Consider the following 16,770-nt stretch of genomic DNA (forward strand, 5'->3'; position numbering starts at 1 on the left):
TTTTTTAATAGAATAAGCACTTTTAAAATACTAGGCTGTTTAGATGTTTGTAGAAAGAACTGGCTATATTGTGAGCCGTCATACACGAGATGTTAGCGGCCACATTGAAATGAGCCTTTTTATAAAAACGCCGGAAGGAACGGTAAAAGTCCTTCCGGATAGGCAGCTTAGCGTATTTTTCACCGATGCCCCGCTTGATAGTCTTCCAGCCGACGTAACGGGCGTACAGTGTTCCGAATCCGCATTGAAGTCATTTAATAACGAGCCAGTTGTGTTGGTTCAAAGTACTAGTCTGGCGCTCCACCAGCAGATGATTAGCTTGGTGAAACGTAATGGCTTCTCTGTTTTTGAAGAAGATATTAAGGCTCATAATCGATATTTGATGGAGCGAAACATTCGCGGTGCTGTGCGTTTTATTGGCGTCCCTGATTCAAGCTATCAAACATTTCGCCAAGCTAGGGTGATCGCTGGCGATTGGCAACCAGATTGGAATGTCTGGTCACTAGATATCGAAACATCCGTTTCAACCAATACATTACTGTCTATTGGTATTACGTCACGTGATCTGCGTGTCGCTTTTGTTGTCACCGACCAAGAAACCACGTCTTCAATCATTCGTCGGTTCAGTGATGAAAAAAGCTTATTACTGGCGTTTATTCGTTATGTGAAAAAGTATTCACCAGACATTTTCATTGGTTGGAATTTAATCGGCTTTGATTTGCAATTTATTGACCAGCGCTGTCAGATTTTAGGGATTCGTCCAGCATTTGGTGTTAATGGTGAAAATTGGAATATCCGCTCATCAGATAACCAAGGCAAGTACTTTGCAAGCATTCCCGGACGAGTGGCGTTAGACGGCATTACTTTATTGAAAGTGGGCGGTTATCACTTTGAGTCTTATAGTCTAAATAACGTCAGTAAAGAAATCCTTGATGATGGCAAACTATTGCATGGCAGCGAACGCTGGCAAGAAATAGAAAGACTGCACAAAGAAGATCTCAATGCCTTTGTTGCCTACAATCTTCAAGACTGCGATCTTGTTATGCGCATTTTTGAAAAACTCAAGCTCATAGAGTTACAGCAAACACGCGTCGATTTAACTGGTATTCCGTTCGAACAAACAGGCGGTTCAGTCGCGGCCTTCGAAAACCTCTATTTACCTCGATTGCATTCAGCTGGTTGGGTTGCACCTGCTTGGAATGACGATGACTTTGTTGCTAGCCCTGGTGGTTTTGTTATGTCATCAATACCTGGGCTGTATAAAAATGTATTGGTATTCGATTTTAAAAGTTTGTATCCCAGTATTATTCGAACCTTTCACGTTGATCCTTTAGCCCGTATAACAGCCCAACACTCAGCGCCTTTATTTAAGGATAAAACACCAGCAGAACAGCTCGTTCCTGGTTTTTTGGGTGCTCGTTTTGATCGCCAACAAGCTATTTTGCCCTCATTAGTCGGTGAACTTGCTCATGCAAGAGAAGAAGCCAAAAGAGTAGGTAATGGCATTTTGAGCTACGCTATTAAAATCATTATGAATTCTTTTTACGGTGTGCTGGGGTCAAACGTTTGTCGCTTTTATCATGCCGAATTGGCAAGCTCTATTACCATGCGTGGTCATGAGTTGTTAGGCAGAACTCAGACTTGGATGGAGGAGCGTGGCGCTAGAGTGATATATGGCGATACAGACTCTCTCTTTGTTACGCTTAACAGCGGAGTAGAAGATCCTCAAAAACAAGGTGAACAGTTGCGCGATGAGATTAACGCTTGCCTATCAAATTGGTGCCAAGAGTACGCTCAGCTTGACTCACACTTAGAGCTTGAATTTGAACGGGTTTACGAGCGTTTCTTCATGCCAACTATACGTGGGCAAGAAGAAGGCAGCAAAAAACGTTATGCAGGAAAATCAAAGGGCGAACTGGTATTTAAAGGTTTGGAAGCGGCCAGAACCGATTGGACGCCTTTAGCAAGACAATTTCAAAGAACTTTGTTTGAGAAAGTATTTGGTGATGAAAATCCAATAACTTATATTCAAGAGACCATTACAAAACTTAGAGCGGGTGACTATGACGACCAATTGGTTTACAGCAAACAGTTGAGTCGACCGCTGTCTTCCTACACTAAAAATAAGCCGCCTCATGTCAGAGCGGCGGCGATGATTGATCAAAAAAGAGCAGAACAGGGACTTCCCTTAGAATACAACAAAGGTAGAAAGCGTGTTTATTACCTTTATCAGCGTTCTGGTGTCGTGCCATATGAAAGTGCTGAAGATTTGATCGATTTGGATTACGAGCATTACATCGAAAAGCAGATAGAGCCCATCGCCGACAGTATCCTGCCTTTTTTTAAAACTAGTATGGCAAGCTTACTGTCGCAGCAAATCTCTTTACTGTAGTTTTTAGTTGAGGGGTTAAGCTCGAATTCCGAATACAGTTTTTGTGTTGTCGATAGTTATTTGGACTAGCTCTTCTACGGAGATGCCTTTTAATTTTGCAACTTCTTGAGCCACCCAAGGCAAATATTTAGGGTGATTCTTCTTAGGTCTCGGTCGGATATTACGCGGCAATAGATAAGGCGCATCGGTTTCAAGAAGCAATCTATCCAGTGGAATATGAGGGATGGAAGCTTGTAAGTCTGCACCTCGACGCTCATCACACACCCAGCCAGTAATACCAATGAACAACCCTAGTTCTAAATACCGATCTAACTCAGCTCGACTTCCGGTAAAACAATGAATCACAGACGTTTGCGCCAAATCAGGATGCTGTTTTAGTATGTCTACCATTTCCATATGAGCATCTCTTTCATGGAGATATAAGGGCAGCTGGTGTTCAGTTGCTAATTCTATTTGCTCACTAAATGCATAAAATTGTTCTTTTGGCGTTGAGTAGTTACGATTAAAATCAAGCCCGGTCTCACCAATGGCAACTGGCTTCGCTTCTTGGATAAGAGCGGAAACCTGAGCTTTACTTTCTGTATTCCATGTTTTTGCTTGGTGAGGATGGCAACCTAAGGTATTCCATAGTGCCGAATAACGCTTACTCAAGAGCTGGATTTTTTTACTTTCTTCTAAGTCAGATGCAATGCAAATCATGCCATTCACGCCAACGTCTTGCATGTCTTTAAGTGTTTTATCTAAATCGTCTAGAAAAAAACGATGATTAATATTTACGCCGATATCTATCATACTACTCCCATCTGACGGGCCTCTTTTAAGCTTTGTATATAAAGGTCTTTCAATGATTGTTTTGATAAGTTTTTACTTTCTAGGTGATCAAAAGGAATCTTTTCCCAACGGCCTGCTTCATATGCAATCACTATTTTTAAAACACTGCCCAGATTCCCCTTGTATTCTAATAACGCTGTTTTAATATTTTCATCGAGCGGTAAATCTTTCAAAAGCGTCAGCAGATCTTCATCTAGGAAACTAGGTAGGTAGGAAAAAAGTCCTACTAAAAAAGCACCATCTAATTTAGGAAACAGCGCGGCAGAAAGACCTTGGCAAAAGCAAGCGCGAGAAACCGCCATCGAAAACAAACAATCAGGCTTACCTGATACGCTGCCTAACATAACGAGTCCAACCCATTTAATAAGATCTCTAACGCCAATTATTTCGATAGCTCGCTGAGCATTAGAGACATTAAATTGACTGCGATAAATCACTGAATGTGTAAGTTTAATGATTCGATAGGTGAGCGTTGGATCTCGTTCAATATATTCAGCCAACACTCGAGGTGAGGATTCACGGTCATTCAATGCCACTAATAAATCAATTAAAATGGCTTTATGCGCTAAAATCCGCTTACCTTTGACTGACGTCGCTTTATTGATAAAGTTTCCACTAAATTGTCCCTCGGGGACACTTTCTAAGAGCCGCATAAATTGTTCCGCCTTTTCAACTTTATTCACCCAAAGGGTTTTCGAAGATAAAACTGGATGTTTAATGCGGGCAACAACATCATCAATAGATAGATGGTTTAATGAAAATAGCACGTAAGAAAAAATACTGAATAAATCAGCAGAAAATTTTTCAGGGTTAGGATTTATAATGCCAAGTTGGTAGCCTTGTAGACGAAACTCAGATAATGTTTCAAGATGCTTTTCAGCCAATTCATTGGCATTTAAAAAAATCACCATATGGATATTTGTTGGTAGTGGAAGGGCGGCCAGTTCGACTAAGCTAGTGCGAAAAAATATAGTTTTTTGCTGTGTAATTTCAGTAAGATTGACATCGACAAACAAGGAGCTTAAAAAAGAAGCGTCGTGACCTTGTTCTTCAATACTTGGATGCAGTATGTAATAAGCGATTGTTTCTGAGAGTCGATTTACAACCGCTTTACGGCAAAAAAGTACGTCGTCGTCCTTCATTAAGAGTCCTTGTAAGAAATAGTGAACACAAAAAAATACTGTAAGATTTAGCCTTATAGAATATCATGGTTATAATGGATTAATGCCTTAATTTAAAAATGTTTGGAGTAATATATGGCAAGCATGCTAGACGCTGTAGACCAAAGAACCAAGTTAGTGGGTGAAAACCGCTTGGAACTTTTAATGTTCCGCCTTGGTGGAATGCAAATGTTTGCAATAAACGTTTTTAAAGTTCAAGAGGTAGTCATGCTGCCTAAGTTGAACTTGATGCCGCATAGACACCCGTCTGTGGCTGGTGTTACACACTTTCGTGGTAGGACGGTTCCTGTTATCGACCTGTCTGAATCTATTGGCATGAGACCGATTGACCGTACTCAGCCATGTAATTTAATTGTGACCGAATACAATAATACCGTTCAAGGATTTATGGTTGGTGAAGTAGATCGTATTATCAATATGAATTGGAATGAAATCTTGCCTCCACCAGATGGTACAGGGCGTCAGCATTATCTAACCGCGATAACTAGAGTTAATGACCGCATTGTTGAGATTATTGACGTTGAAAAAGTCTTGGCCGAAATTTCACCTTATGACGGTAGTATCAGTGATCATGTCATTGATAAAGACTTATTATCCCTTGCAAAAGGTTTAGAGGTTTTAATTGTGGATGACTCATCGGTTGCTCTGGCTCAATGTCGCTCCACATTAGACTTTCTGGGGATAAAAGTACATGAGGCAACCAACGGTAAGCGTGGTTTAGAGACCCTTAAAAAGTGGGCTGATGGGGGGGAAATTGTTCCAGAAAAACTCCTGATGATGATCACCGACGCAGAAATGCCTGAAATGGATGGATATCGTTTAACTCGCGAAGTACGTGAAGACCCTAGACTAAAAGATCTTTATATCGTTTTGCATACATCACTCAGTGGTAGCTTCAATAAAGCAATGGTGCAAAAGGTGGGCTGTGATGATTTCTTATCAAAATTCCAACCTGATAAATTAGCAACATTGATTCAGGATCGCATGCGTAGCGTTGTTGAACAAGAGTAATAATTTAGCACAAGTTTAGTGTACTAAATAAGCAGGCCAGTGCCTGCTTTTTTGTTGTCTTACTCATGGCTAGAGAGTCGTGGCTAAAGGAGTTGTTTGGATCTTATGCCAACTATCGAAATGTTTTTTTTACTACTTTTCATTGGCGCAGCAACAGGGTCAGCTACTTCCGTTATAAAAATAGCGCCATCACTTATTGCCATTCCAGCTTTATATTTTTTCTTACCCGTTTTTAATTTCTCTTTTCAAGATCTTATGCTTCCTGCCATTGCAACCTGCATTGCTGCGTTTATTCCAACGCATCTTTACGCTTGGATAACGTCAATGAAGAAAGCAGAAGTTGACTCCCAGCACCTAATTAACTTCGCTCCAGGTATTGCTATGGGTGGGGTGATAGGAGCGCAGCTATTGTCTCTAAGTAGCTTGCTCGTATTCAAAATTGCTTTCTCATTGATATCATTAATTACTGTTTTGAATATTGTCTTCCGACCACAGCTAAGAAGCATTAACACTGTAAAAATAGGGAAATTAGCTCATTTACCCATTGGCTTATTTGTTGGGGTTTTGTCTCTTCTATCAGGTAATTGCGGTCGAGTGCTTGCCAGTTTGCTATGCTCATTAAAAAAAGTAGATCAGAAACAACATCAAGGCACATCCGATGGCTTTGTTGTTTTTGCTTCTATTGCAGCATTGGTCGGTTTTATTTATCCAGCGCAGACATTTGATCACATGAATATGGCAGGATTTGCTGGTGCGGTACATTTGCCTTCCATGATGATTTTGTCATTCAGTCATTTTTTCTTTTACTGGCTAAGTCGCAATCTAGGTAATGACTTGGACAAGAGTGTCTTATCTATCAGCTTTGTTGTTTTTATTACCTGCTCATTGATTCGCATATGGATTACATAGCGAGCTATCGCGCTGGTCGGTACTTTACCTTCTCATATTTCATAGTTAAACAATAAAACTGACACTATCTTTCCCTTTAGATACGAAACTAAACAATACCTGGCCTTAAATAGCTTGGTATTTTCATTATTGCCCCCATTTTATTGGCTTATAATGCATTAAGAATTCAAACCAAAAGGTATAACATGAAAAACAAGAACGACTATGGCGTATTGATGATGAACTTGGGGACACCAGATGCTCCGCAGACACCCGAAGTCCGCCGTTATCTTAGAGAGTTCTTGTCTGATTCTCGTGTTGTAGATTTAAACCCTTTAATTTGGAAGCCAATTCTTAATCTCATTATCCTGACGCTACGCCCACCAAAAGTAGCCAAAATTTACCAGCAAGTTTGGATGGATGAAGGTTCGCCTCTTTTAGTATTAAGCGAGAGATTAAAAGAAAAGGTAAAAACAGCTTTATCAGGAAAAACAGGGCAAACCGTTCCCGTTGAACTTGCAATGACTTATGGCAACCCAAGTGTCGAAACCGCGGCGAACAAATTGAGAGAACAGGGCGTTAAAAATATCATTGTCGTCCCCATGTACCCACAATTCTCAGCAACTACAACGGCTGCGGCGTACGACAGATTAATGAAGTCGCTCAAAAAATGCCCTCATTGGCCTTCGTTACAGTTGCTTCATGATTACGCTGATCATCCTATGTACATCCAAGCGTTAGCCAATTCTGTGCGTGCCCAGTGGGATAAGCAAGGAGAAAGGCGCCACCTTGTTTTGTCTTACCATGGCATTCCAAAGCGTTATGTTACTAATGGCGATCCTTATGCTCGACGCTGTGAAACAACAAGTCGACTGGTTGCTGAAGAACTGGAGCTTGGTGATCATGAATGGACTCATGTTTATCAGTCTAGATTTGGCCGTGAAGAATGGTTAAAGCCTTATGCTGATGCCACTTTAAAGGCGCTTCCTTCTATGGGCATAAAGAAAATCAACATCATCAGTCCCGCTTTTTCAATTGATTGTATAGAAACGCTCGAAGAAGTGACCCTAGAACTAGGTGATGAGTTTAAAAACAATGGCGGATTGGCGTTTGATTACATTCCAGCACTAAACGATACACCGGATCAAGTTGCACTGTATGTGGACTTGATAGAGACAAACACTAAACAATGGACATAAAATGACGTTGAATCGTTCTAACATTCAAACAATAGCTTTTGATGCAGACGATACACTCTGGCGAAATGAAGACATATTCATTCACGCCCAAGATGAGTTTATAAACCTTCTTCTGCCATATCATGACGAAGCTTACATTCGTGCTCATTTAGGTGAAGTGCAGATTAATAATTTAGAGCATTTTGGTTATGGTATCAAAGGCTTCACCTTGTCGATGATAGAAACAGCTATTGAATTAACAGAAGGTCGCATCTCTGGCAATGAAATACATGAGATAATACAGCTAGCAAAATGCATGCTGGCTTCTCCTGTTGAGCTATTGCCTAATATAGAACACGTACTGTCTCAACTAAAAGGGCAGTTTCGATTATTGGTTATCACTAAGGGAGATTTGCTTGATCAGGAAAGCAAACTAGCACGATCAGGTATTGCTGAGTATTTTGATGCGATTGAAATTGTTAGTGATAAAACATCTGACGCTTATCAACAAATACTTCAACGCCACAAGATCTCTACAGAACATTTTTTGATGATTGGTAATTCTTTGAAATCGGATATTCTTCCTGTTCTTGATATTGGTGCCCAAGCACTTCATATTCCTTATCACAGTACTTGGGACCACGAACAAGTAACAGACGAAACACTATTACGTTACCCGCAACTTGGTGCGCTTAGCGATATTTCTAAACTTTTTGATTGGTTAAATCTTTCACCGCTTGAAAACAAAGAGGCAGTGTGATGAAACATATAAAAGCAATTTTTTGCTCGCTTATTCTTATTTCCACCTTGGCTCAGGCTGAAGAAAGTACGCTAGATAAAGCAAAGGATGGTGCGCAAAAAATATGGGAAAAAACCAAAACCACAACATCCGAAATAGCCGATACTACCGCAGAAAAAGCATCAGAATTTGGTGAGAAAGCGTCTGAATTTGGCAGTAAGGCATCTACAAAAACTAAAGAAACAGGTGCTATTGTCTGGGAGAAAATGAAGGAGGCAGGTACAGCAACCGCAGATGGTGCAAGAGAAGGCGCCTCAAAAATTCGCCGTCTTGCTGGGCAGGACGATTGCAAAAAAGACAGTGCACCTTGTAGTAAAGCCAAAGAGTAGCCTTGTGCAGGAAAAAGACAGCAAAGCCCCCGCAACATCATCTAGTAACTGGGAACAAGAGTTCCTAGAACAGGACGATGATGCTCATATTAAATCAGCTAAAATTCGCTATCGCTGTCCAAAATGCGAGAGTTTATTGATTTTAAAAGAAGGTGCTAATGGCGCATTCTGGGGGTGTGAATCCTATCCAGTCTGTAACTACACGGCGAATAATGAAAATGGCAAGCCAGTTAGGGCAAAGCGCTATCTTTGTCCAGCCTGCCAGTCTCCGTTAAGACGAAAAACATTCAAAGACAATGCCTTTTGGGGATGCTCTAATTATCCCGAATGCAAAGTAACGGTAGAAGATGACAACGGTGTTCCTTCAAGTACAAAAAAATACCCTTGCCGTGCTTGTGGGCACTATTTAGTCAGAAAAAAGAGTAAGAATGGCTACTTCTGGGGATGCATTACTTACCCGGTCTGCACAAACACCTTGAATGATGACAAAGGCTTACCGGTATTGAAAAAGAAACGCTGACAGGCTGAGTAACAGTCAATTTTTTAGTAACGTTTCGCAATATCCGATAACGCATCCTCAATATTATCGAATTCAAATTCAAAGCCTTGCTTCTCTAACTGTTGAGGGATTATCTTCGCACCTTCCGTCAATAAAGCCGCCATTTCTCCAAAAATGAGATCCAGTGGCCATTTAGGTGTCGGTAAAATAGCAGGGCGTTTCAATGACGCTGCATAGGATTTTGCAAAGTGTTTTTGTTCAATTAGTTGCGGCGCTACCAAGTTATAAGTCCCTTTATATGACTCATCAAACATAGCATTCGTAATTGCGTTCAACACATCGGCTATGTGTACCCACGAAAACCATTGTCCACCGCCAGCGATAGGCCCACCTAAACCGCATAAAAATGGTAGGCGCATTTTTTCTAACGCCCCCCCCATACCCAATACAACCCCTAAGCGAAATATCACAACCCTTGTATCATAATTCGCAAATGCCTTTGCAGAACTTTCCCATGCAGCGCAGAGCTCATGAGAAAATCCTGATTTTGGTGGTGTGTTTTCATAAAAAGTTTCCTTTCTTGCTACGCCATAATAACCAACAGCCGACATTGAAATGACAGTCTTTGGCGGGTGCTTTAATGCATTCTTTATCTTGCTTGTTAGAGACACGCGACTTTCAAAGAGCGCCGTTTTACGCTTTTTTGTCCAGCGCTGGCTAGCAATATTCTCACCAGCCAGATTGATGAACACATCTATTTTATCGTCTAGAGTTTCTAACATCTCCAATGTCAGTTGGGTAACGCTAGCATCTAGTTGCTTATTAAATTTTCGCACTAAAGCATAAATCTGATGATCATCTTTTAGTAACACCTTGAGTAAAGATTGACCAATAAAGCCTGTTGCTCCAGATAATAAAACCTTCATTTCATCGTGCTCCATGTATTGCGATAATGGTTGTAATACGTATAAAAAATGAAATAGGATCAATAACTTCCTAAATTTACCTGATAATCTTTTTTTTGCCTGTTTTAGTCAGAAGATTTTAAGGTTTTTTGCTCTGCACCTTCTTTTTCTGACATAGGATGGCTAAAATGGGGAATCGAGAAACATTAGGTACCAAAATGCTAAGCAAAGAATACGATCACATCATACTTCTCGCTCATGGAAGCCCTGATCCTCTTTGGAAAGAGCCCTTCGAATCACTCTATCATCAGGTGTCGCAAACCTATGGTGAAGACAATGTAAGTTTGGCTTATATGGAACTTACATCACCATCATTGGAAGATGTCGTCGCGATGCTTGGTACAGAGGTTCGTAATGTTGCTGTTTTGCCACTATTTTTAGCGGTGGGGCGGCATCTAAGACATGACGTACCAGCGCAAATAACAGCCTTGCAAACAGACGAACTGCACATAGAGTTGCTACCTCCAATTGGAGATGATGCGTTAGTAAAACAGGCCATGCAAACGGTCGTTGCCAATCATTTAGGTAAGGTTTAGACATGCCATTAGTTTTCGTTAATTCATGGAGCCGGATGAATGCTATTTAGACACTTACCTGATGAAATATTTCAGGCATTAAGCGGCTCTAATAGAGCATTGATTGAAGCTGTATTAAATGATCTTGCCGAAGTTTTTTATGATCACGCCGAAGATCCAATAAAAGACAAATCGACCATTATCGAGTCGATTGAAGACACGTTGCATAAGTTAGATACGCTTGCTTGGCATGATGATCAAAAAGAATCCTTTGATTCCCCTAAAACCATCCATGATTATGCTTTAAGAATCTACCATCGCTTAGTTAATACTGGGTGGCTGGTTGAAGAGCAGGAGTTGTATCGTGTCAGTGTATTAATGACACCGCAAATCTCCATGTTGCTTCGCTCTCTAGTAGAAATTAGTCGTCACGGTAAACGCAACTACGGCGCAACCGTCTTGAGCATTCTTAGTAATTTAGAATCCGTTGCTAAACATCCCAAAGAGCGAGGCGTAACATTACGCCAATCAGCGGAAGCTTCTAGGGATTTCTCGGCACATTTGAACCAAATATTGCTTGGCATACGCAGCCTACAACGAGAGTTGTTTGCAAGCCGAGACCCTAAAGCTATTGTGGCAGGTTTTTTTGATTTATTCGTTGAGGGTATCTTGATCGCTGACTATAAAACGATCAAAACCAGTAACAACCCGTTTCGATTTAGACGCCAAATTCTTGAGTTAACTCAAGAGTTTTTAAGCAACCCAGAAACCATGGGGCAGGTTGCTCAGTGCTATGTTGATCAGCAACTGATTACCATGGGCGAAGCGCAAGCCATGGTCGAAAAAGATTGCCGTGACATCATTCAAACCTTTAGCAACATAGAGCAGCGCTTAGAGCGTATCGATGAATACCGCTATCGTTTGGAAAAACGTGCAGCTGATACGGCGCGCTACATGGACAGTTCTAGACCTGGTATGGCCAATAAAATAGCGGGTATCGTTACTGATGTAGCGAAATACGACAAGTTGCCTATTTTAAAAGAAGTTATTGGCTCTCGTTTTGTTGGTATGGCTTCAGCGGCACAACCAACAAAACGCCGTGAGCCACCACCACCTAGAGTCATGACGCCATCAGAAGTGTCTGCGGATGCGATTAAAATGCGTGACCAGCAGCGTCGCTTCCATGAAGCCCGACAAGTTACCATTCCAAAAATGCAAAGCTATTTAGATACACAAATCGCTTCAGGCGATAGTAAACATATTTTAGATTTCACCATTGAATCGGTAGAAGATTTTGTTTGTTTTGACCATTTACGCTATGTCGGTTCACTAGGTGTGAGTGCTAAAAAAATAGAAGATTTATTTGAAGTACAGTTTACTAATGAATATTTGGATGTACATAACTTCGTTGAATGTCGGGAATTTACTGTAGTGCGTAGGAGCAAAGCGTAATGCTTAGAGAATTAAAAAAAGTCGTTGAAGAGTCCGGAAAAGACGCTCAAGAATTCCAACAGACAGCAAACTTTGTGATTGCGAATCAATTTGCCAGCGCCTACAAACATGGCCAACGTAAGCATTATTTGCTTTTAGAGTCTTATCAAGATTACTTCGATAACTTATTCGATGCGCTAGGCATGAAACTCTACATTAACGAGAACGAACGACTTGCTGGTGTTTTACCAATCCAGAAAGAAGCTTTTGTCCGTTTGAAAACCGACGAGACGCTATTTTTATTGGTTCTTCGTCAAATTTACGAAGAAAAAATAGAAAACTTCGAAGTCGATAATGGCTTTGTCGCAACCAACACTCACACCATACTCGACAGATTCGTGCAATTGGTTAAGCGTGAGATTCCAAATGAAACTCGTTTCAAAGACATCCTGGCCTTATTTAGTCGTCATGGCATCGTTATTCGTGGCAAGTCTTATGAAGAAGATAGCAAGAATCAAATGATCAACATTACTCCGGTGGTCAGATTGATCGTAACCGAGGCGTATCTAAGACAGTTAGAATCATTCAATGGTACAGATCCAGATGAAGATGAAGTTGCCGATTCAGATGCTGAAACAGAAACAACGCAAGAAACCAATCAAGACTAGGGCCAAAATATGAAAAAGTTAAATCGAATCGTATTAGTAAATTGGTACCTACTTGGTGCAGAAGAAATTAATATTCGTGGTAATACCGCGATTATCGGACCAACTGGTTCAGGTAAATCCTCTTTGCTTGATGCGATTCAAACTGTACTGACGGGTGCTAGTAAGCGTCACCTTAATTACAACGCCAGCGCAAACGATGGTAAAGCCAGTGGGCGTAGCATTCGCTCTTATATATTAGGGATGATCGACTCAGGTCAAGCCAATGCTAAAGCCTTTGGAACACAACCAAGACAAGATGCAACAAGTTATCTAGCGTTGGTTTTCGAAGATAGCATTACAGGTAAAGAATCCACAGTAGGTTTAGCATTAAGTGCATCATTAGCTTCCCCTGAAGAAGATGTACTTGGGCGTTTTGTACTTTCCAATTTTGGCGCTAGAAAATCAGATTTTATTGACGCGATGGAAGGCAAAAGCTACAAAGCGAAGCCATGGATTGAAGTGCGTGAAACGATGAAAAAGGTCTGCCTAGATCCTTATATCAAATCAGGCAGCGCGTCAGCGACTCAATACATAAACCGCTATCTTGAAGAGCTTAGCCCAAGCCCAGATCATTTGATCACATTGGACAGCTTCCTTAAAAACTTCAAAAATGCTCTGAAGTTCGTACCAATTGCCTCACCAACGCGCTTTGTCCAGGATTTCGTTTTAGCAGAAGCCCCATTGCAAGTTGGCGCTTATCAAAAATCTCTAAATGAATATCGTCACTTAGAAGCCAAAACCCTTGAAGTCTCCAAGCGTATTGATGATTTAAAACTCATTCAGCAAGACTGTGAGAAAAAGCACCAGCAAGAGCAAAGCGCAATCAACTATCAATGGATAGCGACCGAAGCTCGCTTTGATGAGCTAGGCAGTAAACAAGACGACATTCAAGATCAATACGAGCTTCAAAAAGAGCGTGAAGAAGAAATAGAAGAAGAGCTAGCAACGCAAGGTAGTTTATTAAAACAACTGCAAGGACAACTACTGCGTTTTGAGCAACAGTACGAGCATTCTGATGTTGGCTTGAAACTTCAGCAGTTAGAGCAAAATAAAAAGCTACTCACTCTACAGGGTCAACAAGATCAAAAAGCCATCCTGCAAGTTCGTCAATTAACCTTGTTGTTGTCGGCGCTGAATTCTTTTGAAGATTTGCTCTCGAAAGAAGCCAATACCTTGGTGAAAGAATTCGCTGCATTCAATGGTTTGATCACGGAAGAAGGGCGCGTAGAAGGCAATCTGAAACCGTTAACTCAAAAATTAGCTGCCTTAAATGCAATTTTAGACAGAGAGAAATCTCAAGTTTTTGGTCAGCGTTCAGAGTTAAACCGTACGATTCTGAATTTAAAAGACGAGTGCAAACAACTAGAATCGGATGTTTCTTCTTTGAAGGGTGGTGTAAGCCCACTTTCTCAAAATACAAAACGTCTGATTGCATTATTAAAAGACGCCAATATTACCGCAACACCATTGAGCCATTTAGCTGAAGTAACCGACAGAAAGTGGCAAGATGCTATTGAAGGTTACCTGGGCGCTCAACGAGAAGCGTTAATTGTTGAACCTGAAGACGCAGAAGAGTCGATTCGTATATTCCGTGCTCATCGACGTCAATTAATGGGATGTCGAGTTATCGATACCACACAAACTCGCCTATGGTTGAATCGTGGTGATCATAATTCCGCATTGCGTTTTATTCGTTGCAACAATGACCATGCTCAAGCTTATCTAAATCGTCGTTTGGGTGGTATCAAGCCAGTAGACACTGAGCGTGAACTGCTACGAGAAGACAGCGCGATGACGGCTGACGGCATGTTAAAACTGGCCGGTACCATCTCTACGATTCGCTTTGTGCCGCACATGATGGTCGGCATCAATACCGAAGGCATGCGTGAATCCCGTGAAAAACAACTTGCCAGTCTAAGTGGCGACTTGATGAATTTCCTCAAGGCAGATCAACGTCTTGAACAAGCGGATTCTTTGCTTGGTCGCGTGATGGCAAACAACCAATTTGATGCAGAAAGTATTGGTAACGCCAGCCACACCGTTACGCGTTTAACTCAAGAATTAGAGTCGGTGGAAGCTGAAATCTCGCAACTGCAAAAGCATGACGACACGGAACTACAAGAACGTATTGAAGAACTTAAATCCCGTATCGCAAATGTTGAACTGGATCAGAAAAAGCTAGATCGAGAGCGTCAACAAATAGCGGAACAATTTGGTGCATTAAATACACAGAAAAGTCAGCTAAGCTCAGCATTGGCCGCTCTTGATGAAGAACGTAATCGCTTAACATCAAATCCAAAATACGATGCTGAATTTGCCAGCGAGCGTTACTCTTTGTTAGAGGGTAGCATGGTAAATGGCGCAGCCATCTATAAAGAAGCCATTAGTCGAGCAGACAAGGCCAGTGAAAAAGCGCGTAGTTTTGATCAGAAGGTTCGTAAGGAAGTGGCGGATCATTATGGCAAATATCACCATGCAAATTTAGACAATGATGTCCAGTTGGATTATTTGGAGTCTAAATTTGAAGAGTTTGAACACTATGTTTCTTATCAAATTGAAATTTTGAGTGAAACTGAATTAGCTAAATACGCTAAGCGTGCGGAGCTGGCTCGTAAAGAAGCGGAAGAAACCTTCCGTTCTGACTATGTATCTAAGCTGAAAGACTCTCTTGACCAGGTAGCACACATTATTCGCGAGCTGAACCACAGCTTAAAGCGTCGTCCATTCAACCAAGAAATCTATCAATTCCGTTATTATCCAAATGGCGATATGAAAGACATCTTGGATCTTGTTGAACGTTTCAGTGCGCAAGATCAAGCTAATGTAGGCGGATTATTTGATCCACATTTAAGCAATGACCCTGATCATATCCGCGCTATTGCATCGATTCAGGAGCTGATATCTGACGATGAAAAACAACAAGATCTTGCAGACTATCGTAAATTCTATAACTTCGAAGTAGACATTTTAGACGCAGAAGGTAATAAGAAAACAACTCTGAGCCAACGAATTCAAACCGGTTCTGGTGGTGAGCATCAAATCCCATTCTACTTGGCGATTGCTGCGGCTTTGTCTACGACCTATCGCTTACATGAAACCATGGAAGGCGAAATCGTTGGTGGTTTCTCTCTGGCGATGTTCGATGAGGCCTTCAACAAGATAGACATGGTGAAGACGTCTACTTGTATGGGCTTCATGAAAGACATCGGCTTGCAGGTTATCGCTGCAGCGCCAGATGATAAACGTGCTGTTATGGCTGCTAATATGGATACTATCATTAGTGTGTGGCGTGAAGGCGGAGCAGTATCTATTGACGTAGCTTACCCGAAAGAAAAAGGCCAAGTGTTACTAAATGGACAATTGGACAACTTAGCAACTCCAGCTTGATAGAGAATGGCATGATCATACAAAATCAGATAGATCAACGTATCAATGAAAAATTGGATGTACATCATATGACGCTCGAAAATGAGAGTTATATGCATAATGTACCTGCAGGAAGCGAGTCACATTTTAAGCTGGTTCTAGTGAGCGATGCTTTTGAAGGTAAGAGACTGGTTCAACGCCATCAGCTTGTTTATGCTGTATTACAAGACGAGATGACAAAGATTCACGCTCTTGCCATGCATCTATACTCAATTAAAGAGTGGAGCGAGCGCAATGCGCTTGCTCCTTCATCGCCAAAATGCCACGGAGGCGAGCAGGGCAAATAACCCTAACTCGATTAGCTAATGAGTATTTCAATCACTGTTGATGACGCTAAAGATATTGCAACGATAACTATTGTTGGAAGTTTTGATTTCTCTTTATTTAATGAGTTTAGAGCGGGCTACTCCGATCTAACTAAACTTTATAAAACCTATATAGTTGATATGAGTATGGTCGAGTACTTAGATAGTGCAGCACTTGGTATGTTATTGAGCATGCGCAATGCCATCGACCCAGACAGCAACATTCAGCTATCAGGGGCCAATTCCTTTATTAAAAACATTCTCATGATATCTCGTTTTGATAAACGTTTTGACATTCAATAAAGGCCAAACA

General features: G+C 41.2%; 16 protein-coding genes. 13 read left to right on the forward strand and 3 right to left on the reverse strand.

All coding sequences use genetic code 11. The features are described 5' to 3' along the window. Positions 1–43: 43 nt before the first annotated feature. Positions 44–2,392 (forward strand): DNA polymerase II, encoded by a 2,349-nt coding sequence (locus tag CYL31_RS10605; protein ID WP_212915233.1) that lies wholly within the window; start codon positions 44–46, stop codon positions 2,390–2,392. A 15-nt stretch (positions 2,393–2,407) separates the two neighbouring features. Here CYL31_RS10605 and CYL31_RS10610 read toward each other — a convergent pair whose 3' ends face one another. Together CYL31_RS10610 and CYL31_RS10615 are read right to left on the reverse strand one after the other, a co-directional pair. Next, positions 2,408–3,184: a TatD family hydrolase gene (locus CYL31_RS10610; RefSeq protein WP_212915234.1), complete on the reverse strand. Its 777-nt coding sequence runs from the start codon at positions 3,182–3,184 to the stop codon at positions 2,408–2,410. Next, positions 3,181–4,365, reverse strand: coding sequence for an EAL and HDOD domain-containing protein (locus tag CYL31_RS10615; RefSeq protein WP_212915235.1), 1,185 nt, complete (start codon positions 4,363–4,365; stop codon positions 3,181–3,183). The genes CYL31_RS10610 and CYL31_RS10615 overlap by 4 nt, the downstream gene beginning before the upstream one ends. Positions 4,366–4,479: 114 nt before the next feature. Between CYL31_RS10615 and CYL31_RS10620 the strand changes: the two genes are divergently transcribed. From CYL31_RS10620 to CYL31_RS10645, 6 genes are all read left to right on the forward strand, one after another. Beyond that, positions 4,480–5,415, forward strand: coding sequence for a chemotaxis protein CheV (locus CYL31_RS10620; protein ID WP_212915236.1), 936 nt, complete (start codon positions 4,480–4,482; stop codon positions 5,413–5,415). 105 nt (positions 5,416–5,520) lie between these two features. Continuing rightward, positions 5,521–6,324: a sulfite exporter TauE/SafE family protein gene (locus CYL31_RS10625; RefSeq protein WP_212915237.1), complete on the forward strand. Its 804-nt coding sequence runs from the start codon at positions 5,521–5,523 to the stop codon at positions 6,322–6,324. A gap of 185 nt (positions 6,325–6,509) precedes the next feature. Continuing rightward, positions 6,510–7,502, forward strand: coding sequence for a ferrochelatase (hemH, locus tag CYL31_RS10630; protein WP_212915238.1), 993 nt, complete (start codon positions 6,510–6,512; stop codon positions 7,500–7,502). A gap of 1 nt (position 7,503) precedes the next feature. Next, the gene (locus CYL31_RS10635; RefSeq protein ID WP_212915239.1) at positions 7,504–8,241 is read left to right on the forward strand and encodes an HAD family hydrolase; all 738 of its coding nucleotides are present in this window, start codon (positions 7,504–7,506) and stop codon (positions 8,239–8,241) included. Then, positions 8,241–8,609: a hypothetical protein gene (locus tag CYL31_RS10640; protein ID WP_249411555.1), complete on the forward strand. Its 369-nt coding sequence runs from the start codon at positions 8,241–8,243 to the stop codon at positions 8,607–8,609. Before CYL31_RS10635 ends, CYL31_RS10640 begins: the two co-directional genes overlap by 1 nt. A 4-nt stretch (positions 8,610–8,613) precedes the next feature. Further along, the gene (locus CYL31_RS10645) at positions 8,614–9,129 is read left to right on the forward strand and encodes a DNA topoisomerase family protein (RefSeq protein ID WP_212915241.1); all 516 of its coding nucleotides are present in this window, start codon (positions 8,614–8,616) and stop codon (positions 9,127–9,129) included. Positions 9,130–9,152: 23 nt separating this feature from the next. Here CYL31_RS10645 and CYL31_RS10650 read toward each other — a convergent pair whose 3' ends face one another. After that, entirely contained in the window at positions 9,153–10,034 is an 882-nt protein-coding gene (locus CYL31_RS10650; protein WP_212915242.1) for a TIGR01777 family oxidoreductase, read from the reverse strand. A 167-nt stretch (positions 10,035–10,201) separates the two neighbouring features. On the opposite strand from CYL31_RS10650, the gene CYL31_RS10655 reads away from it, so the two are divergent. From CYL31_RS10655 to CYL31_RS10680, 6 genes are read left to right on the forward strand one after another with little or no spacing between them, the layout of a single operon-like run. Beyond that, positions 10,202–10,609 (forward strand): sirohydrochlorin chelatase, encoded by a 408-nt coding sequence (locus tag CYL31_RS10655; RefSeq protein WP_212915243.1) that lies wholly within the window; start codon positions 10,202–10,204, stop codon positions 10,607–10,609. A 39-nt stretch (positions 10,610–10,648) separates the two neighbouring features. Beyond that, positions 10,649–12,040, forward strand: a complete 1,392-nt coding sequence (locus CYL31_RS10660; RefSeq protein WP_212915244.1) for a Wadjet anti-phage system protein JetA family protein — start codon at positions 10,649–10,651, stop codon at positions 12,038–12,040. Further along, on the forward strand, positions 12,040–12,687 hold the full coding sequence (locus CYL31_RS10665; RefSeq protein ID WP_212915245.1) for a DUF4194 domain-containing protein: 648 nt from the start codon (positions 12,040–12,042) through the stop codon (positions 12,685–12,687). The genes CYL31_RS10660 and CYL31_RS10665 overlap by 1 nt, the downstream gene beginning before the upstream one ends. A gap of 9 nt (positions 12,688–12,696) precedes the next feature. Next, positions 12,697–16,113: an SbcC/MukB-like Walker B domain-containing protein gene (locus CYL31_RS10670; RefSeq protein WP_212915246.1), complete on the forward strand. Its 3,417-nt coding sequence runs from the start codon at positions 12,697–12,699 to the stop codon at positions 16,111–16,113. 11 nt (positions 16,114–16,124) lie between these two features. Continuing rightward, positions 16,125–16,439: a BolA family protein gene (locus tag CYL31_RS10675; protein WP_212915247.1), complete on the forward strand. Its 315-nt coding sequence runs from the start codon at positions 16,125–16,127 to the stop codon at positions 16,437–16,439. Positions 16,440–16,457: 18 nt separating this feature from the next. Next, positions 16,458–16,760, forward strand: coding sequence for an STAS domain-containing protein (locus CYL31_RS10680; RefSeq protein WP_212915248.1), 303 nt, complete (start codon positions 16,458–16,460; stop codon positions 16,758–16,760). Positions 16,761–16,770: the final 10 nt, after the last annotated feature.

This window comes from Marinomonas sp. A3A, from assembly GCF_018336955.1.
GTDB lineage: Bacteria > Pseudomonadota > Gammaproteobacteria > Pseudomonadales > Marinomonadaceae > Marinomonas > Marinomonas lutimaris.